Source organism: Streptomyces sp. NPDC001219, assembly GCF_053597915.1.
The window spans coordinates 91505-111461 of the sequence record NZ_JBSFJF010000003.1; the positions used below are offsets into that span (position 1 = coordinate 91505).

Genomic DNA, 19957 nt, shown 5'->3' on the forward strand with positions numbered 1-19957 from the left:
TCAGCGGGCCGGGGCGGCGGGGAGGTGCCGCTGCCGCCTGGACCAGAAGGGCCGGTCGGGCCAGCGGGTCTCCTGGGCGTGCACGGCGCGGTGGCCGTGCTGGTAGGCGGTACGGGCCGTGCCGACCTTGGCCGCGTAGTCGTCCAGGGCCGTCCGGTCGCCGTGCAGCCGGGCGTCGACGGCCCGGCCCGCGCTCAGCCCGGTGTAGAGGGCGGTGAGGATGCCCTGGGAGCTGAGGGGGTCGAAGGCGGCCGCGGCGTCCCCGGCGGCCGTCCAGCCGTCGCCGTGCACCCGGTCCAGATGGGCGCTGTACGCGGCGGCGCGGCGGGGCGGGCGCGGGGCGGTGAGGCCGTGCGGGCGGACCCGGCCGGAGAGGTGCCGGGTGGCCAGCAGCCGTTCGCGGAACCGCTCGCCGCCACGGGCGGCGGCGACGGGCAGGTCGGGGTCGGTGAAGTAGGCGACCAGCCGGTGCCGGGAGGGCAGCAGGGCGGTGTACCACCAGCCGTCCTGGTCGGACTCGACGAGCGAGCGGCCGTCGGCGGGGGTGTGCGGGGCCGGGGCGAGGGTGAGGTGGAGGGCGGTCAGCCGGTCTCCGGTGTGCCGCCGGGCGCCGGAGCGGACGGCGATCGCGGCGCCCCGCCCGGTGGCGTCCACCACCCAGCGGCAGCGCACCGTGCGCGCGCTCCCGCCGGTGCGCTCGCGCAGGGTGAGCCGCCAGGTGCCGTCCGGCCGCCGGGCGGGGCTCCGTACGGCGGTGTGCTCGGCGACCTCGGCGCCGGCCGTGCGGGCGGCGGCGCGCAGCCGCCGGTCGAAGAGCGGGCGGTCCAGGTGCCAGCCGTGGCCGTACGGGTCGTGGAGGGAGTCCACGGCGTGCAGTGCGGGCGAGCCCCAGGCGGACAGCGTGCCGTGGCAGGGCAGATGGCCGCTGCCCAGGACCGGCCCGGCGACGCCGAGGTCGGCGAGCAGCAGCCGGCCCACGGACACCAGTGCCTCGCCGGCCTTGGGCGGGCCGGTGCCGGCGTCGGCCAGCAGGACCGTCCGGCCGGCCCGCGCGAGGGTGAGCGCGGCGGCGCAGCCGGCCGGTCCGCCGCCCGCGACCACGACGTCGTAGGCGGGGCCGGGGCTCACGGGGCGCCGTGGAATGGATCGAGCTTCTCCAGGTATCCGGCGGCGAACTCCGACTCGTCCCGGCCGGTCGCCTCCTTGACCTCCTGGAGCGCCTGTTGGACCAGCATCGCCTCGACGGACTCGGCCGCGACCTCGCCGATCCAGACCTCGGCCACGCCCGCCCGTTGGGGCGCGCCCGCCTCGGGCACCTGGAGGGTGACGAGGTTGGCGCGGTCGAGGGCGGGCGGATAGCCGGGCTCGGACTCCACCTGGAGGTAGCGGGGGAACTTGGCGTCGCCCACGGTGTACTCGTGCGTCTCGACGATGCCGAACTTGTACCAGTCGTCGATCATCTGCCGGCGCTGCTTGTTGACGTCGGTGCCGCGCAGACCGCGCAGCCAGACCGCCCGGTTCTCGAAGGCCTTCTCCCTGGCGCTGTCGTCGGAGCCGCTGGGCGGGGTGTTGACGGTGCCGAAGTCGGCCTGTTTGAGCACGTGGTTGGGCACCTGGGCGGGCCAGAAGGTGGGCAGGTAGGGGCTGTAGCGGGGGCCGAGACCGGACCGCACCTGGTAGCCGGAGCGGCAGCTCGCGGCGTCGCACTGCCAGGGGGCGGCCATCCAGCGGGTGAGGCCGCCCGGCTCCTGTGCGTGCAGCGGCCCGTTGCTGCCCAGGGCGACCTGGACGGTGAGCACGTCCCCGTAGTCGGGTTCCGGGGTGTTCGGGGCGCGGTGCCGGATGCGGAAGGGCTCGGAGTACAGGGTCTTGTGCCGCATCGGCCAGGTGACCTCGCAGCCCGGGTGGAACGCGTCGGCGGCGCAGTTCTCCAGTGCGCCCCGGTCCAGCAGCCCCGGCTGCGCGGCGACCGGCGCCGCGTCCACGTCCGGGTGGCCCTTACGGGGCGGGCCGGGGGTGAACCGGCCGTCGGCCCAGCGGGCCAGCATCCGGTCCTGTTCTCCGGAGATCTTGATGTGCTGGCGGACGGAGGTGGGCCTGCCGCTGGACATGGCGTCGCCGTAGAGCCACGGCCAGGGCAGCGGGGAGGTGCCGTCCCGTTCGTAGTCACGCATCTGGACATAGACCTGGCGGCGGAGTTCCCGGCCGGCCTCGCCCGGGTCGTTGAGCCGCTTGCGCAGGGCCGGGTCGCGGAAGTCGTGCGGGCCCGCCCAGCCGTACTGGGCGGCGAAACCGTGGTTGACCCACTGCAGATCGCAGAACCGGCCGAGCAGCGGCTCGATGTGCTCCGGGTACGAGACCTGCTGCACGGCGGGCAGGGTCCGGTCGGTGACGAAGACGTCGTAGAGCAGGTCGTAGAGGGTGCGGACGGTCTTCACGCCGGGTGCGAAGTGCGGCGGGGCGACCACGGCCCAGGCCGGGCCGGCGGTCTTCGTGACGCCCGCGATGGTGACCTCCGCCGTGACCGGGCCGTCGGACACGTCGTCGTACCAGGTGTCGTTGTTGACGACACCGGAGATCGGCTTCTCGGGGTTGGCGTAGGAGGCCGACTTGCCGGCGCCGCCGACGACCAGCAGACGGCCGTCGGTCTGGGTGGCGATCGACCCCAGCGGGACCGCGCGGTTCATGATCTTCCCGGCGAGGGCGACGCTCTCGTGCAGGGAGGCGCGGATCTGCTTGCGCCCGGCGTCGATGACGAGCTTCTTGCGCTCCGCTCCCTTGACGTCGAAGTTCCGCCGGCGCAGCTGGGTGGTGGTCAGGTTGAGGGCCTCACGGATGTCGAGCGCGAGGTGGAACTGGTACCAGGCGGCCTTCTTGTTGGCCAGGTGCACCGACCACTTGATCTCGGTCACGCCCGCTTCGCCCAGCTTGAGTTCCCGGACGGCCTCCCCCGCCTGGTTGTAGCCGTAGACCCGGAACCGGGCGGCCTGCCGGATGACCCTGCCCGAGCCGTCCTTGTACGAGCCGGGCGGCAGCGGCGGCTGGTCCGGGGACTCCGGGCCGATGAACGGAGGCTGGTCGCTGTTGCCGACCCGGGCTATGCCGATCGCGGGATGGATCTTGATCCGGACGATCTGCGTGTCCATCGAGGAGCCTTTCGCTGGGCGCGGGTGATCCCCCCGACGGCTCCAACCTGGATCAGCCCGCTGCCCGCGGTGACGTCCTGGCATCGCAATGGATGAACGGATTCACCCCTTCGGGTCGGCGGCGCCCGGTGCCCCGTGTCCCCGCGCCGCGGCCGGCACGGCACCGTGGACCGCTCCGGTCAGCCGTCGGCGAGCCCGAGCAGCGCGGGCTCCCCGGCCAGCTCACGGAAGGCCGCCCGCGGGTCCTTCAGCAGCTTGCGCTCGGTGAGGTCGAGCAGCCCGCAGACGGCGCTCACCTCGGCGGCCACCGTCCCGTCGGCCTTGCGGACGGTCTGCTCGATCCGGAAGGTCTTGCCCGCACCCCAGACGAACGCGCAGCTCACCTCGACCTCGTCACCAGCCCGCAGCTCCCGCAGGTAGCGGATGGTGGTCTCGACGGTCACCGGGCCGACCCGGCGCTCCACCATGGTGCTCTGGCGGATGCCGCTCGCCTGGAGCAGCGACCAGCGGGCGTGCTCGGCGTACTGCAGATAGACGCTCTGGTTGAGGTGGCCCTGGGTGTCCGTCTCGTAGCCGCGCACCGTGATCTCCACGGTGAACGGCTCCGCCGCGTCGGTACCGACCGCCGGCTCCGCCGCTTCTGTCACGTGCTGCCTCCCGCTCCCCGTAGGCACCGGTTCGCCCCCTCGGGCCCCCGGGCCTCATTGGCCACTGGCTTCACATCGTAGGTGGGGTGGTCAAGGGGCCGGCGGCCTGCTCGCTGCTACCGGGCCCCGGCCTGTAGGCGATGACCGGGGCCCGGTGGCAGCGAGGGGACGGACACGTCAGGGGCTGCCGGTCTTGAGCCGCAGGTTCCACTTCTCCAGGGCCTCACCGACCGGCTGGAAGATGGTGAGGGTGGCACCGCCGAAGGCACCGCAGCCGGCGGCACCACCCCCCGAGTGCACCCCCAGCGCCTTCGGGGCGTTGGGCTGGGTGACATACGAACCGCCCGAATCCCCGGGCGCGGAGCAGGCGTTGGTGAACGACAGGCCCTCGATGACCGTGTTGCCGTAGTCCACGGTCTGCTCGACCCGGGTGATCTCCCCGCAGTGCCAGCCGCTGCTCTGCCCGGAGTGGCACAGCGACATACCGACCAGGCCCTCCTGCGCACCGGTGACGGTGACCGGCGCACCGCCCTGCCCGGCCACGTTCGCGCTGACCGTCCAGTCCGGCTGGTCGACTTCGACCAGTCCGAAGTCCCCCTCGCGCCCGTTGATGCTGTGCCCGCCGCCCTCGTTGGAGGTCCCCATCCGGCTGCCGTCCTTGCCGTACGCGGGCTGGTCGGCGGTGAGGGTGCAGTGGCCGGCGGTCAGGAAGCCCTGGAAGTCTCCCGGGCCGGTCACCGAGAAGCCGATGGAACAGATGCCGTCGTTGCCGGGCATCCAGCGCTCCCCGCCGACCACCGTGCCGCCCTGCTGACGCGGTGTCTGGTCGGTGCGCTCGACGGTGACCGGAATCTTCGTGCGCGCCCCCATCGCACGGACGCCGTGCTCGAAGACGGCGGTCCGGGCGGTGTGCCGGGTGCGGTCGACGCGGACCACGACACCGTTGGCACGCTCGTCCACGCCCCAGCCGGTGACGCCGGGGACCCCGTCGCCGGCCCGGCCGGTGATCTGCCGCACCAGGGCGGTGAGCGCGGCGCGGCTGTGCGGCACCGTTTTGGGGACCGCCCCGGCGGCGCGCACCACCTGGGCGTCGGCGGCGCCGGTGACCGCGACGACGAGCTTGCCGGTGGTCCGGTCGAACCACATCCCGGCGGGCGGGGTGCTCAGCGCCCGCCGCACGGCCGCAGCGGCGCGGTGCGCGTCGGTCTCCTGCGCGAGCCGGGTCCGTACCTGCACCGCGGTCAGCCCGAGGTCGCGGCGCATCGCGTCGAGCATGCCGCGGGGCGAGGGACGGGACGCCGGGCCGGGCCGGGACTCACCGTGCGCCGGGCTGAACGGCCCGAGGGCCGCCGCGACGGCGGCGACGGTCGCGCCCCAGAGAGCTGCCTTGTGAAAGCGGCGTTGCATCGGGGATCTCCTCGCGGTGTCGAGTGCACGTCGGACCGATGTGGTGAGGGTGCTCGACACCGGGGCGTGCGGCACGAGGGTGCCCTGGGCATCATGTCCGGGTGTTCGACGAACCCGGCCGCCAAGTCCCCACCGCCCACGGCACGGTGGCGTTCCGGCAGCTCCCGGAGGCCCTGCGCAACGTGACCTACTCGGGTGCCCGCCATCCGGGAGCGACGACACCTGAATGCCCGTCACACACGGCTGAAGGGGCGGCCGGTGCCCCCGGCCGCCCCGCCCCGGGCCCCTTCGACGACCTGGCCGGCGGCGCGAACTGCCAGCGCTACGCCTACGCCGTGCTGCGCCACTTCGGCCTGCTGATCCCCCCGTTGCGCTCGGCGGAACTCTGGGCCGACACCGTCGCGACGCACCGGGTGGACCGTCCGCGACCGCTGGACCTGGTGCTGTTCGACGGCGGCCCGGCCGACGACCGGCCACCGGGCTACGGTGCGCACGTGGGGGTCCACCTGGGCCCCGACCAGGTCCTGCACCTGTGCCGGGAGGCCGGCCGGCCCGTCGTGTGGCGCTACCCGGACTTCGCGGCACGGGCGCGCTACCGGCGCCTCCTGGGCGTCAAGCGGGCGGGGCGGGCCGGGCGGGGCGTCGCGGACACGCCCCGGGAGCCCTGAGCGTCAGAAGCCTCCGCCGTCGAAGCCGCCGCCCCCGCCGAAGCCACCGCCGTCGCCGAAACCGCCGCCGTCGCCGAAGCCGCCGCCGAAGTCACCGGCGTTGAAGTCGGAGCCGGAGTAGTCACCGCCCTCGGCACCCGCACCGCCGTAGTCGGCGCCATAGGCGGCGGACGACATCATCATGTTGCCGAGCAGGGTGCCCACCAGGAGGCCGGGCAGCAGGCCGCCGCCGAAGTAGCCGCCGGCCCAGGGGCCGTAGGCCGGGCCCGCGTCCCAGTAGGGGCGGTCGCCGCTCGCGGTCCTGACCGTACGGGCCAGCGGCTCCCGCCCGTCGTCCATCCGGCTCTTGTCCGCGGCACAGACCGGCACGGTGCGCTCGGCGCCGCCCTCCGGCGCCCACCGGACGTCCACGACGGACGGGCCGTGGCGCGGGTCGAAGAAGCAGGGCAGCCGACGCTCGGGCAGCGGCCTGCCCTCCCGGCGTGCGGCGAGGGTGGCCAGTGAGAAGCGGCCGTCCTCCAGGGCCTGGGTCACCGCCTGCACCTCGCCGGGGTGCTGGGCCCCCGCCATCGCCGACTTGGCGCTCTCGTAGGAGTCCAGCGCACGGCTGTAGTCCGCGCGCATCGCGTCGTCGGCGCCGGTCTCACCAGGGTGGAAGTCGAGCCGGTCCAGCTCCTCACCGAAGGCGGTGATGTCCTCGTCGACGACGATCCGCAGGTCCTCCAGCGCGGCCCGCTCCTCCTCGATCCGCCGCCTGCGGTTGCGGCGCGCGATCGCGTAGGCGCCACCGCCGCCGACGGCCACCAGCACCCCGAGTCCGATCGCCGTGCCGGTGCCGAAGCCGCTGTCGCCGGTGCCGCCCCAGGAGGCGGGGGCCCGGCCGTGCGCCGACCGTGCCGCCGTGTCGACGAAGCTGTTCAGGCGCTCGTTGACGGTCGGGTAGGCGGAGCCCTTGACCGATCCGACGAGGTTCTGCACCGCGTTGCGCGACATCACCCGGGGGTCGGCGCCGGCGTTGAAGCCGTTGCCGAGTTCGACGGCGTAGACGCCGCTGACGCCGACCTTGGTGCGCAGGTTCTGCAGCAGAGTGCCGGGCGGGTACTCGGCGGCCCGCGGCAGCACCGCGACGAAGATCGGCTTGTCCGCGTCCTTGATCTTCTTGGCCAGGGCGTCGGCCTGGGCGTCGGAGAGCTGGTCGGCGGCGCGCGGATCGACGTACACCGGGCCCTTCTCCAGGGCCGCCGCGGCCTCGTCGAGTCCGCCGGCGGCTTGGGCACGGGGTGCCATCGCGGCGGCCACCGCCAGCAGCGCGGCCAGCAGCAGCAGGACTGGTCCGATCAGCGCACGACGAGTTGCGGTCTTCATGTGTTCGACGCTACCCGAACCGCACTTTCAGGACATCACCGGAGTCCCACCCGATGTGGTCCGGAGCGGTGGATTCTCCCCCGCGCCGGGGGTGCTGTCGCGCCGGCGATGGCCATCCAGGTGATCGCTCAGCGCGTCGTTTTTGGCGCCCGGAGTGCCGGGGATGTTGGGCTCGCCACGCCCCCCGAGGAAACGAGGAACGATGTGCAGGGCCACCTCGATGGCCACCAATCTGGCCGTCGCCGTCGCCACCACCGCCGTCGGCTGCATGCTGGTGATCTCCCTGGCACCGTCACACCCGGACACCGGGGAGCGCGGTCCCGCGGCCGGCACGGCGATGGCAGCGACATCCGGCCATGCCGGCTCGGCCGCGCGGGCCGCCACCTCCGCCCTCGGCGCGACCGCCACCGCCAGTTCCGGCCCCGAGGAGTTCGCCTCGCCGACGACGGGGCGGATCGAGGTGACCGCTCCGGAGCCCGGCGTCGACTACAAGGCGCACGGCAGTTTCGCGGTGGCCTGGATCAACACCACGGGCGAGCAGGTGGACATCTGGCTGCACACGGCGACCGGCCAGGGCGAATCGGAGCGGGTGGCGCTGGTCGCGACCCGGGCCGGTGCCGGGCGGACCGGCGAGGCGCTCGTGACGCTGCCCAGGGTGCCGCCGGGCCCGCGCTACTTCCTGGAGGTGGCCACCGCCGGCGACGGCGCGGTCCGCGACTTCACCCGGACCTTCGCCATCACCGAGTGACCGGTGGCCGCCGGACGCAGCCGGCCGGCGGCCACCCTGCCCGGCCTACGGCGCGGGGATGCCGACCAGCCCCGCCAGGGCGTCCCGGTGCCGCCCCGGCGACCCGAGGGCGAGTTCGTCGCTCTTGGCCCGCTTGAGGAAGAGATGGGCCGGGTGCTCCCAGGTCATGCCGATGCCGCCGTGCAGCTGGACGCACTCCTGCGCGGCCCGGACGGCCACCGGCGCGCAGTACGCCTGGGCGACGGCCACCGCCACCGGGGCGTCGGGGCTGCCGGTGGCGAGGGCGTCGGCGGCGTTGCGGGCGGCGGCGCGGGCCGAGGCCACCTCCAGCCAGAGGGCGGCCATCCGGTGCTTGAGCGCCTGGAACGAGCCGACGGGGCGGCCGAACTGGGTGCGCTCGGCGGTGTGGCGCACGGTCTCCGTCAGACACCATTCGGCGAGGCCCAGTTGCTCGGAGGCGAGCAGACCGGCACCGGTGAGCAGGGCACGGTCGACGGCGGCGCGGGCGCGGTCCCCGTGGGCCAGGAGGCGGCCGGGGGCACCGTCGAAGGTGAGGTGGCCCAGGGGGCGGGTGAGGTCGAGCGGGGTGACGGTGTCGGTGCGCACCCCGTCCGCCGCGGCCGCCACCGCGTAGAGGGCCGGACCGTCGGGGCCCTGGGCCGGGACGAGCAGGAGTCCGGCGGCCGCGGCGTCGGCGACCGAGGTCACCCGGCCGGTCAGCCGACCGTCCGCATCAGCCCGTACGGACGCCCGGCCGGGCAGCCCGCCGGGCGCGGTGGGCAGCGGCACCGCGAGCACGCCGACGGTGCGGCCCTCGGCGAGCGCGGTGAGGGCCGCGGCGACGTCCTGCCGGTCGTGGTCGCAACCGAGCAGGGCGGTCACCGCGAGGACCGCGCTGGTCAGATAGGGGACGGGCGCGACGGAGCGGCCGGTCTCCTCCAGGACGACGGCGGCCTCGCGGGCGCTCGCACCCGCCCCGCCGAGCTTCTCGGGCACCAGCAGGCCCGCGGTGCCGATCTCCGTGGCGAGGGCGTGCCACAGGCCGGTGTCGTAGGCGGCATCCGACTCCAGGCCGGCGAGCACGGTGGCCGGATCGCTGCGGTCGGCGAGCAGCCGCCGTACGGAGGCGCGCAGCGCGTCCTCGTCCTCGGAGTACAGGAGGTCGGGGTCGGCGCCGGGCAGGGTGGTCCCGTCGTTCATCGGGGGAGGTCCTTCCACGCGACGTCCTTGTCGGTGCGCGGCTCGGGCGGCAGGCCCAGCACGCGTTCGGCGACGATGTTGAGCAGCACTTCCGAGGTGCCCCCTTCGATGGAGTTCCCCTTGGCGCGCAGATAGCGGTAGCCGGCCTCGCGGCCGGTGAAGTCGACGCCGTCGGGGCGGCGCATCGTCCAGTCGTCGTAGGTCAGTCCGTCCTCGGCGAGGAACTCCACCTCCCAGCCGCTGATCTCCTGGGCGAGCCGGGCGAAGGCCAGCTTCATCCCGCTGCCCTCGGGGCCGGGCTGGCCCTTGGTGAGTTGCTGGCGCAGCCGCTCGCCGGTGAGCCGGGCGACCTCGGCCTCCACCCACAGCGTCAGCAGCCGCTGGTGCAGGTCGTGGGTGCGCAGTTCGGGCCGCGCGCGCCAGTCGGCGGCGGCCACGCCGATCATGCCGCCCTCGCGGGGGATGCGGCTGCCGCCGATGGCGACCCGCTCGTTCATCAGCGTGGTCTGGGCGACCTTCCAGCCCTCGCCGACCGCACCGAGGCGGTGGGCGTCGGGGATGCGGACGCCGGTGAGGAAGACCTCGTTGAACTCGGCCTCGCCGGTGATCTGCCGCAGCGGCCGCACCTCGACGCCGGGGTCGGTCATGTCGCACACGAAGTACGTGATGCCGCGGTGCTTGGGGACGTCGGGGTCGGTGCGGGCGATCAGGATCGCCCAGCGGGCCTGATGCGCGCTGGACGTCCAGACCTTCTGGCCGTCGACGGTCCAGTCTCCCCCGGTCCCGTCCGCTCCCGCGCCCTCGCGCACCGCCCGGGTCGCCAGCGCCGCCAGGTCGGAGCCGGCGCCGGGCTCGCTGAACAGCTGGCACCAGACCTCCTCGCCGGTCCACAGGGGGCGCAGGAACCGCTGCTTCTGCTCGTCGGTGCCGAAGCGCAGGAGGGTGGGCGCGGCCATGCCGAGGCCGATGCCGATCCGGCCGGGGTCGTTGTCGGGGGCGCCGGCCGCCGCCAACTCGGCGTCCACGACGGCCTGGAGGGAGCGCGGCGCGTCCAGCCCGCCGAGCCCCTCGGGGAAGTGGACCCAGGCGAGCCCGGCGTCGAAGCGGGCGCGCAGGAAGTCCAGCCGCCCGGTGGCGGCCGGAGGATGGGCGGCGAGCAGCGCGGCGGTGCGGCGGCGCAGGTCGTCGGCGTCGGTCATCGGGTCTCCTCCGCTCCGGGGACCACCACGAGCCGGCCGACGGAGGTGCCGTCGGCGACCCGCTGGACGGCGTCGGCGGCCTCTTCCAGCGGGACGCGCCCGCCGATCAGCGGCTTGACGACGCCCTGGGCGGCGAGCTTGGTCAGCTCCTCGTGGCAGGCGTCGACGGCGGCCGGGTCCTTGGTGTTGTACAGGCCCCAGTGGAGGCCCAGGATCGCGTAGTTCTTCACCAGCGCGTGGTTGAGGGCCGGGGTGGGGATGGCGCCGCCGGCGAAGCCGACGACGACGATCCGGCCCTCGAAGGCGATGCACTTGACGGACTTGGCGTACGCCTCGCCGCCCACGGGGTCGTAGACGACATCCGCGCCGCGGCCGCCGGTGGCTTCCTTCACGGCGGCGACGAGGTCGTCGGAGCGCCGGTCGAGGACGAGATCACAGCCCAGCTCGCGGGCGGTCCGGGCCTTGTCGGCGCCGCCCACCACGCCGATCACCGTCGCGCCCGCCGCCTTGCCGAGCTGTACGGCGGCGCTGCCGACCCCACCCGCCGCGGCGTGCACCAGCAGTGTCTCGCCGGCCTGGAGCCGGGCGCGGCGGTGCAGTCCGAACCAGCCGGTCTGGTAGCCGATGTGCAGCGCGGCGGCCTCGGCGTCGTCCAGGGCCTCGGGGGCCGGACGGACGGTCGCCGCGTCGACGACCACGCGTTCGGCGAAGCCGCCGTCCGGCAGCGGCGGCTGGGCCAGCACCCGCGTCCCGGCAGCGGCGTCCACGCCCTCCCCCGCGGCGAGCACCTCGCCGCAGATCTCCACGCCCGGGGTGAACGGCAGCGGCGGCCGCACCTGGTACTGGCCGCGGCACAGCAGCGCGTCCGGGAAGTTGACGTCGGCGGCCCGCACCCGCAGCAGCAGCTGCCCCGGTCCCGGCTGCGGGTCCGGCACCTCCTCCAGCCGCATCACCGCTCGCGGCTCACCGTTCGCGTGTACGCGCCATGCCTTCACCTGGTGCCTCCACAGACTTGGATACGCGGGTGGGGCGGAGGGCACGGGCCCCCTCGCCAGCGACATACTAAGCGGTCGGTATCCCCCAGGGAACAGTCTCCGCCACACCACTACGGGGCCCCGGCACGATCCCGCCGGGGCCCCGCGGTGGTGCGGCGGCTATGCGTCCCGGAGCGCGGACCAGAATTCCGGGTCCTCGAACCCGAGCGCCCACAGGCCGGTGCCCCGCACCCCGTACTTCCGCAGCAGGGGCAGCTGCGCGCGGACCCCGCGCCCGTCCTGGTACCAGACCTCGTGCACCTCACCGTCCTTGCGGTAGGTGAAGTGCGGGGTGCCGGAGACCTTGTCGAAGCGGTACTCCGCGTCCTCCCGCTCGCGCAGCGCCTCGGCCTCCTTCCAGGTCAGATGGGCGGCATGGCCGGTGACGCCGCTGACCCAGTCCCAGCCGTAGCCGGGGAAGGCCACCTCGATCTTGTGCCGGGGGACGGTGTCGGTGGCGTAGCGCAGGAACTCGTCGTACCAGTCCCGGGCGGAGAGCGGGCCCGCCTCGCCGCCCGACCAGTGCAGGTCGTAGCCCATGATGCGGAACCGGTCGACGTACCCGCCGAGCCGCTCGTAGTCGAAGGCCTGGCCGCTGCCGCGGACCCGGGCCAGCACCGTGACCACGCACTGCTTGTCCAGGTCGTGCAGCCGCGCGCAGAGCTCCTTGACGAGCTTGTTGTATCCGGTCCGCACCCGGTCGCGGTCCTCCCGGTCGCCGGTGAGGGCCATCGCCTCGTAGTCCAGGTCGAGCCCGTCGTAGGAACGGCTGTCGACCAGGTCCAGCAGGGTGTCGACATGGTCCTGGCGGCGCTGCGGGTCGTGCATCAGCGCGGCCATCTTCCGGGCACCGAGGGTCTCGGTCACGGTGGGCACGACCTCGATCCCGGCGTCGTGCAGTCCGTCGATGATGTCGTGCCGTCCGGCGCCCTGGTGGCCCTTGACGGTGGTGTCGCCGGAGGTCTCGTACCAGAAGGGGCTGACGGTGTGCAGCTGGGAGGCGTGGCGCACGGCGTCGCGGTAGGCGGCGTCGACATCGCCCCAGTAGGGAAGCCAGGCCGAGCCGGTGCGCCCGGAGCTCCGGGGGTCCTTGGGCGCCGCGTGCGCCGGGACCCAGAGCCCGGTGAGCAGCGCCACGGTCAGCAGGAGTGCGAGCCCGGTACGCGCCCGGGTCCCTGATGCGTGATCCATTTCCCGAGCGCTACCCGGTCCAGTTCCTGACGTACCGTCAGTTCGGCCGAACGGACGCGACCGGAGGCGGGGCGTCCGGGACCCCGGCGCGCGGCCGGGCCGGGGGCGGCACCCCGGGCGTCAGGTGCGTCCGGCCCGCTGCTGGGCGTCGCGCAGGGTGTCGGACGGGGCGGCCCAGCGGGCGCGGACGACCCGGAAGCCGGCCTTCTCGCAGGCGTCGCAGACGAGTTCGTCGTCGTCGACGACATGCCGGATCTCCCGGTCGCGGGCGATGCGGCGGAGGAGCTCCAGCTTGGTGTGCCGCGCCGGGCGCCGGTCACTGTTGGGCCGCATCCACAACCTGCCCTCGGGCAGGCCGTGTCGGGCGAGCCAGGCCACGGTGTCCCGGCGGCAGCGCTCCGGGCGGCCGGTCAGGTAGACGACCTCGCAGTCCTCGGTGCTGCGCAGCGCCAGAGCCACCCCCTCGGCGAGCGGTGGGTCCTCGGTGGCCGCCGCGAAGAAGGCCCGCCAGTCCCGCGGGGTGCGCTGCAGCAGATGCTGGCGGTGGGTGGAGTCGGCGAGTGTGCCGTCCAGGTCGAAGACCGCCAGGGGGCGCGTCGTCATGCCGTTGTCGTCCTCTTCCGTCGCTGCCGTTCACCGGACCCCTCGGGCAAGGTGACCGCGATCCGGCCGGATTCGATCCCCCGTGCGAGGGAGAGCCGATCGTACGCGAGGGCGGCGCAGGTGCCGGTGTCCATCCGCAGCCGGATGTCGGGGCGCTCGGCGGGGCCGTCCGCGTATCCGGCCCCGCCGTCCGGAGCGCCGGAGTCCGGTCCGTCGCCCCGGAGGACGACATGGAACTCCCCCTCGTCGAGCGCGATGTCGACCACGTCGACGCCGTCGGTGAAGTGCCGGGCCAGCCGCTCCATGAGGGGGACCGCGAACCAGTGGGCCCGCACCGCGTCCGTCGGGCGCCGCTCGTCGAGGGCGGGGGCGCCCCAGTCGGCGAGGGCGGTGAGCGCGGGCAGCAGCGCGCGCCCGTGGCCGGTGAGTTCGTAGACGAAGGCGGCTCCGGGCGGCGCGAGCCGGCGGCGGGTGACCAGGCCGTCCCGTTCCATGTCCTTGAGCCGGGAGGCCAGCATGTCGGTGCTGACGCCCGGCAGGTCGGCGTGCAGATCGGTGTAACGCCGGGCGCCGCCCAGCAGTTCCCGGACGATCAGGAGCGTCCAGCGGTCACCGACGGCGTCCAGGGCACGGGCGACGGCGCAGTACTGGTCATAGCTTCGGCGCGGCATGACACCAGCATAGACAGAAGTTGGACTTTCCAAGTACCGGCTTGGTAAAACCAAGCAGCGAGTCAATGAGCGCTGCCGCGCCGCGCGGTGAGCGAGGACCGGGAGGCCACCGCATGCAGTTCAAGCAGTCCAGCAAGATGGCCGGCGTCTGCTACGAGATCCGCGGGCCGGTGATCGAGCACGCGGACGCCCTGGAGGAGGCGGGCCACAGCGTGCTGCGGCTGAACACCGGTAATCCGGCACTTTTCGGCTTCGAGTGCCCGGACGAGATCCTGCAGGACGTGATGCGCAACCTGTCCCGCGCACACGGCTACACCGAGTCCCGGGGCATCCTCTCCGCCCGCCGCGCGGTGGCCCAGCACTACCAGCAGCGCGGCATGCCCGACGTCGGCGTCGATGACGTCTACCTCGGCAACGGCGTCTCCGAACTCGTCTCGATGGCGGTGCAGGCCCTCCTCGACGACGGCGACGAGGTCCTCATCCCGGCCCCCGACTTCCCGCTCTGGACGGCGGTCACCTCACTGGCGGGCGGCACGCCCGTGCACTACCTCTGTGACGAGTCCGCGGACTGGCTGCCGGACCTCGACGACCTCGCCTCGAAGATCACCGACCGCACCCGGGCGATGGTCATCATCAACCCCAACAACCCGACCGGCGCGGTCTATCCGCGCGAGCTGCTGGACGGCATGCTCGACCTCGCCCGGCGCCACGGACTGATGGTCTTCGCCGACGAGATCTACGACCGCATCCTGTACGACGACGCGGTCCACCACCACGCCGCGGTGCTCGCCCCCGACCTGGTCTGCCTGACGTTCAGCGGCCTGTCCAAGTCGTCCCGGGTGGCCGGATTCCGCTCCGGCTGGCTGGTGGTCTCCGGCCCCAGGCAGCACGCCGCCGACTACCTGGAGGGCCTGGGCACCCTCGCCTCCATGCGGCTGTGCCCGAACGCACCCGCGCAGTACGCCATCCAGGCCGCGCTCGGCGGGCGGCAGAGCATCAAGGACCTGGTGCTGCCGGGCGGCCGGCTGCACGAGCAGCGCGACCGGGCCTGGGAGCGGCTGAACGAGATCCCGGGCGTCTCCTGCGTCAAGCCCAAGGGCGCGCTCTACGCCTTCCCCCGCCTCGACCCCGCCGTCCACAAGATCCACGACGACGAGAAGTTCGTCCTCGACCTGCTGCTGCGGGAGAAGATCCAGGTGGTGCAGGGCACCGGCTTCAACTGGCCGCGCCCGGACCACTTCCGCATCCTCACCCTGCCGCGCGCCGATGACCTGGACGCGGCGATCAGCCGGATCGGACGCTTCCTGGCGGGCTACCGCCAGTGACACCGGCGGCCGGGTAAGCCGGGCACCCCGTACGCCGGACGCCTCGCGCGCCGGACACCTCGTACGCGGGCCGCCGGGGCGGCAAACGGCGCCCCGCGCCGCACTCACTCGAACGGGCGTACCCCTGCTCAGGCCCCGTCCGCCGCCCGCCGCCGCGGTCCCTGGGCGGGGCGGCGGGCCGGAAGGCCGTCCTGGCGCCGAGGAGGCGGCGCGGCACCGTCCCGGGGCCCCCGAGCCCGGCCGCCCCTCCCGCCCGGTGGGGACCCCTCCCGCCGTCCGCAGGGCGCAGGCGCTCTTGAGCACACCGCGCGCAGCAGATTAGGTGGAGGCCGGCACACTCGCCGGCACCCCACCAGGGAGGGATTCCATGCCCGTACGACCTGCGGTATCGGAAGCGGAGCTGGAAGCTCACCTGCGCGGAATATGCTTCAAGACGGGCCCGCCGCGCCGTATCGGTGTGGAGATCGAATGGCTGGTCCACGATGCGCGCAACCCCCGATGTCCGGTCGAACCGGACCGGCTGCGGAGCGCGGCCACCGCCCTGCGCGGCCTCCCGCTCAGCTCCCTGCTGACCTTCGAACCCGGCGGCCAGCTGGAGCTCAGCTCGCTGCCCGCCGGCTCCCTCACCGAGTGCATCGAGGCGGTCACCGCCGATCTCGCGCTGGTCCGGCCCGCCATGCTGGCCATGGGCCTGGGCCTGGCCGGTCACGGCCACAATCCCTGGCACCCGCCGCGCCGGGTCCTGACCGATCCGCGCTACAACGCCATGGAGGCGTACTTCGACCGCTGGGGCTCCGCCGGGCGGTCCATGATGTGCGCCACCGCGTCCGTGCAGGTGTGCGTGGACGCCGGTCACGAGGAGCCCGGGCCGCTCGGGTACGGACGGCGCTGGCTGCTGGCCCATCTGCTGGGGGCGGTGCTGGCCGCCGCGTTCGCCAACTCACCGGTCAGTGAGGGCTGCCCCACCGGCTACCGCACCACCCGCCAGGTCATCTGGTCCCAGCTCGACCCGGACCGTACCCTCGCCCCGCCCCCCGGACCCGATCCGCGCACCGCCTGGGTGCGCTACGTCCTGGACGCCCCGGTCATGTGCATCCGCTCCGAGGACGGACACTGGGACGCCCCGGAGGGGCTCACCTTCCGCGAGTGGGTCCGTACCGGCGCCCCCCGGCCGCCCACCCAGGAGGACCTGGACTACCACGTCACCACCCTCTTCCCGCCCGTACGGCCGCGCGGCCATCTGGAGCTGCGCATGATCGACGCGCAGCCGGGCGACGCCGGCTGGATCGTGCCGCTGGCGGTCACGGCCGCTCTCTTCGACGACGTGGAGGCGACGGAGCGGGCGTACCGCATCGTCAAGTCCCTGACGGAGACGGCCGGTTCCCGCCCCGCGCCGCGCAACCCGCTGTGGCGGCACGCCGCCCGCGGGGCGCTGACCGACCCGGAGCTGCACGGCGCGGCGGTGGCCTGTTTCGCCGCCGCGCAGGAAGCCCTGCCGCGCCTCGGGGCCTCCCCCGAGGTGTGCGCGGCGGTCGCGGCGTTCACCGAGCGCTATGTGGCGCGCGGCCGCTGCCCCGCGGACGACCATCTCGACGCCCTGTACGCCGCGGAGGGCGACCTCATCGTTGGGAAGGACAGCCAGTGACCCCCGATCCCGAGCTCCTTCGTGCGCGCGCGGTCGCGGCGCTGCTCACCGCCCGCGACCGCACCCGCCTGCTGACCACCTGCGTCGAGCACCCCGACCTCGTCGCACAGCACTCCCCACTGATGTCCCCGCTGGTCTGGGACCTGGCGCACATAGGCAACCAGGAGGAGCAGTGGCTGCTGCGCACCGTCGGCGGCCGTGACCCGCTGCGCCCGGACATCGACTCCGTCTACGACGCCTTCGAGCACCCGCGCGCCAAGCGCCCCTCGCTGCCGCTGCTCGCCCCCGACGAGGCACACGGCTATGTCGACGAGGTCCGCGGCCGGGTGCTGGACATCCTGGAGAGCGCCCCGCTGCACGGCGGACCGCTGCTCGACTCCGGATTCGCCTTCGGCATGATCGCGCAGCATGAGCAGCAGCACGACGAGACCATGCTCATCACACACCAGCTGCGTGACGGGCCGGCCGTGCTCACCGCGCCCGAGCCGCCGCCCGCCGACGACGACATCCTGCCGGCCGAAGTCCTGGTCGCCGGCGGCCCGTTCACCATGGGCACCACCGCCGAGCCCTGGGCCCTGGACAACGAACGGCCCGCCCACCGCCGGCTGGTGCCCGCCTTCCTGATCGACACCACACCGGTCAGCAACGGCGCCTACCAGCGGTTCATCGAGGACGGCGGCTACGACGAGCCCCGCTGGTGGGCCCCGGCCGGCTGGGCGCAGGTACAGGAGCACAAACTGCGCGCACCGCTCTTCTGGAAGCGCGACGGCGGGCAGTGGCTGCGCCGGAGGTTCGGGGTGACCGAACCGGTGCCGCCGGACGAGCCGGTGCTGCATGTGAGCTGGTACGAGGCCGACGCCTACGCACGCTGGGCCGGCCGGCGGCTGCCGACCGAGGCCGAGTGGGAGAAGGCCGCCCGCCACGACCCGGCGACCGGGCGGTCCCGGCGCTACCCCTGGGGCGACGAGGACCCCACGCCGGCGCACGCCAACCTCGGCCAGCGGCACCTGCGGCCCGCCCCCATCGGCGGCTACCCGGACGGGCAGTCACCGCTCGGGGTGCGGCAGCTGATCGGCGACGTGTGGGAGTGGACGGCGAGCGACTTCATGCCGTACCCGGGCTTCGCCGCCTTCCCCTACCGGGAGTACTCCGAGGTGTTCTTCGGCGACGCGTACAAGGTGCTGCGCGGCGGTTCGTTCGCGGTCGACCCGGTCGCCTGCCGGGGCACCTTCCGCAACTGGGACCTGCCGGTGCGCCGGCAGATCTTCTCCGGGTTCCGCACCGCACGGGACGCCGACCCGACGGCGGGCGCATGAGGTCCGCGACACCGCCACACCGGGAGGCCCGCGTCTGATGTGCCGTCATCTCGCCTACCTGGGACCGGAGATACCCTTCGGCCAGGTGCTGCTCACCCCGCCACACAGCCTCTACCGGCAGTCCTGGGCACCCCGCCGCCAGCGCCACGGCACGGTCAACGCCGACGGGTTCGGCGTCGGCTGGTACGCGCCGGACGACCCGGTGCCCGCGCGCTACCGGCGGGCCGGGCCGATCTGGGGCGACGATCTGCTGCCCGACCTGGCCCGGGTGGTACGCACCGGCGCACTGCTCGCCGCCGTACGGGACGCCACCGTGGCCGGGGCGGACGCCGAGGCCGCTGCCGCGCCGTACGCCACCGGCCGGTACCTCTTCAGCCACAACGGCGCGGTGGCCGGCTGGCCGGACGCGCTCGCCCCGCTGGCCGCCGAGCTGCCGCCCGCGGAGCTGCTGCGGCTGCCGGCCCGCTGCGACGCGGCGTTCCTGTGGGCCCTGGTCCTGCACCGGCTGGCGCGCGGCGACGAACTCGGCGACGCACTGGCCGGCACGGTCGCCGCGGTCGCCGGTGCCGCGCCCGGCTCCCGGCTCAACCTGCTGCTCACCGACGGCACCACCATCGCCGCCACCACCTGGGGCGACACGCTGTGCCACCGGACCCTTCCCGAAGGCGGCACGGTGGTCGCCTCCGAACCGTACGACGATTCCCCCCACTGGACCGAGGTCCCCGACCGCACCCTGCTGCGCGCCACCCGGACCGAGGTCCACCTCACCCCGCTCAAGGAGCCCGCCACGTGAGCCCCCTCAACATCACCCGCACCCTCCCCGCCGACGCCACCGCGGCCGCGCTGCGCACCGACGTCACCCAGGGCCTGTCCCGTACCCCCAAACAACTGCCGCCCAAATGGTTCTACGACGCCCGCGGCAGCGAGCTGTTCGAGGACATCACCAAACTCCCCGACTACTACCCGACGCGGGCCGAACGGGAGATCCTGCTCACCCGCGCCGACCACATCGCCGCGGCCACCCAGGCCCGCACCCTGATCGAGCTGGGGTCCGGCTCGTCCGACAAGACCCGCCACCTCATCGGCGCGCTCACCGGACTGCACAGCTATCTCCCGGTCGACGTCAGCGAATCCGCGCTGACCGCGGCGGGCGAGGCACTGCTCGCCGAGCACCCCGGCCTGACCGTGCACGCGCTGGTCGCCGACTTCCAGCAGGGCATCGAACTCCCCGCGACACCCGGCCCGCGGCTGCTCGCCTTCCTCGGCGGCACCATCGGCAACCTGCTCCCCGAGGAGCGCTCCGCGTTCCTGCGCTCCGTGCACGCCATGCTGTCCCCGGGCGACGCCCTGCTGCTCGGCACCGACCTGGTCAAGGACGAGGCCACGCTCGTCGCCGCCTATGACGATCCGCAGGGCGTCACCGCCGCGTTCAACAAGAACGTCCTGGAGGTCATCAACCGCGAGCTGGGCGGCGACTTCGACCCGGCGGACTTCGACCACGTCGCCGTGTGGAACGCCGGACAGGAGTGGATCGAGATGCGGCTCCGGGCCCGCAAGGACCTGACCGTCAAGATTCCCGGAGTGGACCTGGCGGTTCCCTTCGCGGCGGGCGAGGAGCTGCGCACCGAGGTCTCGGCGAAGTTCCGCCAGGAGCGCGTGCGGGACGAACTCGCGGCGGCAGGACTGGAGTTGAAGAACTGGTGGACGGACAGCACGGACCGCTTCGCGCTGTCGCTGTCCTTCCGGGCCTGATCCCCCCGCCTCCCGGCCGGTGTGACCCCCGGGTCCGCCG

The 19957-nt window shown here is 74.0% G+C and carries 18 protein-coding genes; 7 read left to right on the forward strand and 11 right to left on the reverse strand.

Translation table 11 applies throughout. From position 1 onward, the window contains the following. The 4 genes from ACWC9R_RS02870 to ACWC9R_RS02885 form a co-directional block, all read right to left on the reverse strand. The gene (locus tag ACWC9R_RS02870) at window positions 1–1128 is read right to left on the reverse strand and encodes an FAD-dependent oxidoreductase (RefSeq protein WP_450728399.1); all 1128 of its coding nucleotides are present in this window, start codon (window positions 1126–1128) and stop codon (window positions 1–3) included. After that, window positions 1125–3146, reverse strand: a complete 2022-nt coding sequence (locus tag ACWC9R_RS02875) for a LodA/GoxA family CTQ-dependent oxidase (RefSeq protein WP_450728401.1) — start codon at window positions 3144–3146, stop codon at window positions 1125–1127. Before ACWC9R_RS02875 ends, ACWC9R_RS02870 begins: the two co-directional genes overlap by 4 nt. Before the next feature lie 179 nt (window positions 3147–3325). Next, window positions 3326–3793 (reverse strand): acyl-CoA thioesterase, encoded by a 468-nt coding sequence (locus tag ACWC9R_RS02880; RefSeq protein ID WP_450728403.1) that lies wholly within the window; start codon window positions 3791–3793, stop codon window positions 3326–3328. Between the two features lie 177 nt (window positions 3794–3970). After that, window positions 3971–5200 (reverse strand): S1 family peptidase, encoded by a 1230-nt coding sequence (locus ACWC9R_RS02885; RefSeq protein ID WP_450728405.1) that lies wholly within the window; start codon window positions 5198–5200, stop codon window positions 3971–3973. Between the two features lie 101 nt (window positions 5201–5301). On the opposite strand from ACWC9R_RS02885, the gene ACWC9R_RS02890 reads away from it, so the two are divergent. After that, window positions 5302–5868 (forward strand): cell wall hydrolase, encoded by a 567-nt coding sequence (locus ACWC9R_RS02890; protein WP_450728407.1) that lies wholly within the window; start codon window positions 5302–5304, stop codon window positions 5866–5868. 3 nt (window positions 5869–5871) lie between these two features. On the opposite strand, the gene ACWC9R_RS02895 is transcribed toward ACWC9R_RS02890, so the two are convergent. Beyond that, on the reverse strand, window positions 5872–7233 hold the full coding sequence (locus ACWC9R_RS02895; protein ID WP_450728409.1) for a hypothetical protein: 1362 nt from the start codon (window positions 7231–7233) through the stop codon (window positions 5872–5874). 202 nt (window positions 7234–7435) lie between these two features. Between ACWC9R_RS02895 and ACWC9R_RS02900 the strand changes: the two genes are divergently transcribed. Continuing rightward, window positions 7436–7981 (forward strand): hypothetical protein, encoded by a 546-nt coding sequence (locus ACWC9R_RS02900; protein ID WP_450728411.1) that lies wholly within the window; start codon window positions 7436–7438, stop codon window positions 7979–7981. Between the two features lie 45 nt (window positions 7982–8026). Here the strand turns inward: ACWC9R_RS02900 and ACWC9R_RS02905 are convergent, their stop codons facing one another. From ACWC9R_RS02905 to ACWC9R_RS02930, 6 genes are all read right to left on the reverse strand, one after another. Further along, window positions 8027–9181: an acyl-CoA dehydrogenase family protein gene (locus tag ACWC9R_RS02905; protein WP_450728413.1), complete on the reverse strand. Its 1155-nt coding sequence runs from the start codon at window positions 9179–9181 to the stop codon at window positions 8027–8029. Next, a complete protein-coding gene (locus ACWC9R_RS02910) occupies window positions 9178–10380 on the reverse strand; it encodes an acyl-CoA dehydrogenase family protein (protein WP_450728415.1) in 1203 nt (400 codons plus the stop codon). The genes ACWC9R_RS02905 and ACWC9R_RS02910 overlap by 4 nt, the downstream gene beginning before the upstream one ends. Further along, window positions 10377–11375, reverse strand: coding sequence for an NADPH:quinone oxidoreductase family protein (locus ACWC9R_RS02915; protein ID WP_450728417.1), 999 nt, complete (start codon window positions 11373–11375; stop codon window positions 10377–10379). The genes ACWC9R_RS02910 and ACWC9R_RS02915 overlap by 4 nt, the downstream gene beginning before the upstream one ends. A gap of 159 nt (window positions 11376–11534) precedes the next feature. Continuing rightward, window positions 11535–12605, reverse strand: coding sequence for a glycosyl hydrolase family 18 protein (locus ACWC9R_RS02920; protein WP_450728419.1), 1071 nt, complete (start codon window positions 12603–12605; stop codon window positions 11535–11537). A 120-nt stretch (window positions 12606–12725) separates the two neighbouring features. Next, window positions 12726–13208 carry a phosphatase domain-containing protein gene (locus ACWC9R_RS02925; protein WP_450728421.1) on the reverse strand — a complete coding sequence of 161 codons (483 nt, stop codon included), beginning with the start codon at window positions 13206–13208 and terminating at the stop codon, window positions 12726–12728. Beyond that, a complete protein-coding gene (locus ACWC9R_RS02930) occupies window positions 13205–13879 on the reverse strand; it encodes a winged helix-turn-helix transcriptional regulator (RefSeq protein WP_450728423.1) in 675 nt (224 codons plus the stop codon). The genes ACWC9R_RS02925 and ACWC9R_RS02930 overlap by 4 nt, the downstream gene beginning before the upstream one ends. A 113-nt stretch (window positions 13880–13992) precedes the next feature. On the opposite strand from ACWC9R_RS02930, the gene ACWC9R_RS02935 reads away from it, so the two are divergent. From ACWC9R_RS02935 to egtD, 5 genes are all read left to right on the forward strand, one after another. Beyond that, window positions 13993–15204 carry a pyridoxal phosphate-dependent aminotransferase gene (locus ACWC9R_RS02935; protein ID WP_450728425.1) on the forward strand — a complete coding sequence of 404 codons (1212 nt, stop codon included), beginning with the start codon at window positions 13993–13995 and terminating at the stop codon, window positions 15202–15204. A gap of 367 nt (window positions 15205–15571) precedes the next feature. Beyond that, a complete protein-coding gene (gene egtA, locus ACWC9R_RS02940; RefSeq protein WP_450728427.1) occupies window positions 15572–16849 on the forward strand; it encodes an ergothioneine biosynthesis glutamate--cysteine ligase EgtA in 1278 nt (425 codons plus the stop codon). Next, window positions 16846–18165 (forward strand): ergothioneine biosynthesis protein EgtB, encoded by a 1320-nt coding sequence (egtB, locus tag ACWC9R_RS02945; protein ID WP_450728429.1) that lies wholly within the window; start codon window positions 16846–16848, stop codon window positions 18163–18165. The genes egtA and egtB overlap by 4 nt, the downstream gene beginning before the upstream one ends. Before the next feature lie 37 nt (window positions 18166–18202). Continuing rightward, window positions 18203–18958 (forward strand): ergothioneine biosynthesis protein EgtC, encoded by a 756-nt coding sequence (egtC, locus tag ACWC9R_RS02950; protein ID WP_393356522.1) that lies wholly within the window; start codon window positions 18203–18205, stop codon window positions 18956–18958. Further along, window positions 18955–19917 carry an L-histidine N(alpha)-methyltransferase gene (egtD, locus tag ACWC9R_RS02955; RefSeq protein ID WP_450728431.1) on the forward strand — a complete coding sequence of 321 codons (963 nt, stop codon included), beginning with the start codon at window positions 18955–18957 and terminating at the stop codon, window positions 19915–19917. Before egtC ends, egtD begins: the two co-directional genes overlap by 4 nt. The last annotated feature ends 40 nt before the right edge of the window (window positions 19918–19957 follow it).

Coding starts and splice junctions, on each gene's coding strand:
- ACWC9R_RS02875 (WP_450728401.1), bottom strand. CDS start 3,146: ATGGACACGCAGATCGTCCGGATCAAGATCCATCCCGCGATCGGCATA.
- ACWC9R_RS02885 (WP_450728405.1), bottom strand. CDS start 5,200: ATGCAACGCCGCTTTCACAAGGCAGCTCTCTGGGGCGCGACCGTCGCC.
- ACWC9R_RS02895 (WP_450728409.1), bottom strand. CDS start 7,233: ATGAAGACCGCAACTCGTCGTGCGCTGATCGGACCAGTCCTGCTGCTG.
- ACWC9R_RS02900 (WP_450728411.1), top strand. CDS start 7,436: ATGTGCAGGGCCACCTCGATGGCCACCAATCTGGCCGTCGCCGTCGCC.
- ACWC9R_RS02905 (WP_450728413.1), bottom strand. CDS start 9,181: ATGAACGACGGGACCACCCTGCCCGGCGCCGACCCCGACCTCCTGTAC.
- ACWC9R_RS02910 (WP_450728415.1), bottom strand. CDS start 10,380: ATGACCGACGCCGACGACCTGCGCCGCCGCACCGCCGCGCTGCTCGCC.
- ACWC9R_RS02920 (WP_450728419.1), bottom strand. CDS start 12,605: ATGGATCACGCATCAGGGACCCGGGCGCGTACCGGGCTCGCACTCCTG.
- ACWC9R_RS02925 (WP_450728421.1), bottom strand. CDS start 13,208: ATGACGACGCGCCCCCTGGCGGTCTTCGACCTGGACGGCACACTCGCC.
- ACWC9R_RS02930 (WP_450728423.1), bottom strand. CDS start 13,879: ATGCCGCGCCGAAGCTATGACCAGTACTGCGCCGTCGCCCGTGCCCTG.
- ACWC9R_RS02935 (WP_450728425.1), top strand. CDS start 13,993: ATGCAGTTCAAGCAGTCCAGCAAGATGGCCGGCGTCTGCTACGAGATC.
- egtA (WP_450728427.1), top strand. CDS start 15,572: ATGCCCGTACGACCTGCGGTATCGGAAGCGGAGCTGGAAGCTCACCTG.
- egtC (WP_393356522.1), top strand. CDS start 18,203: ATGTGCCGTCATCTCGCCTACCTGGGACCGGAGATACCCTTCGGCCAG.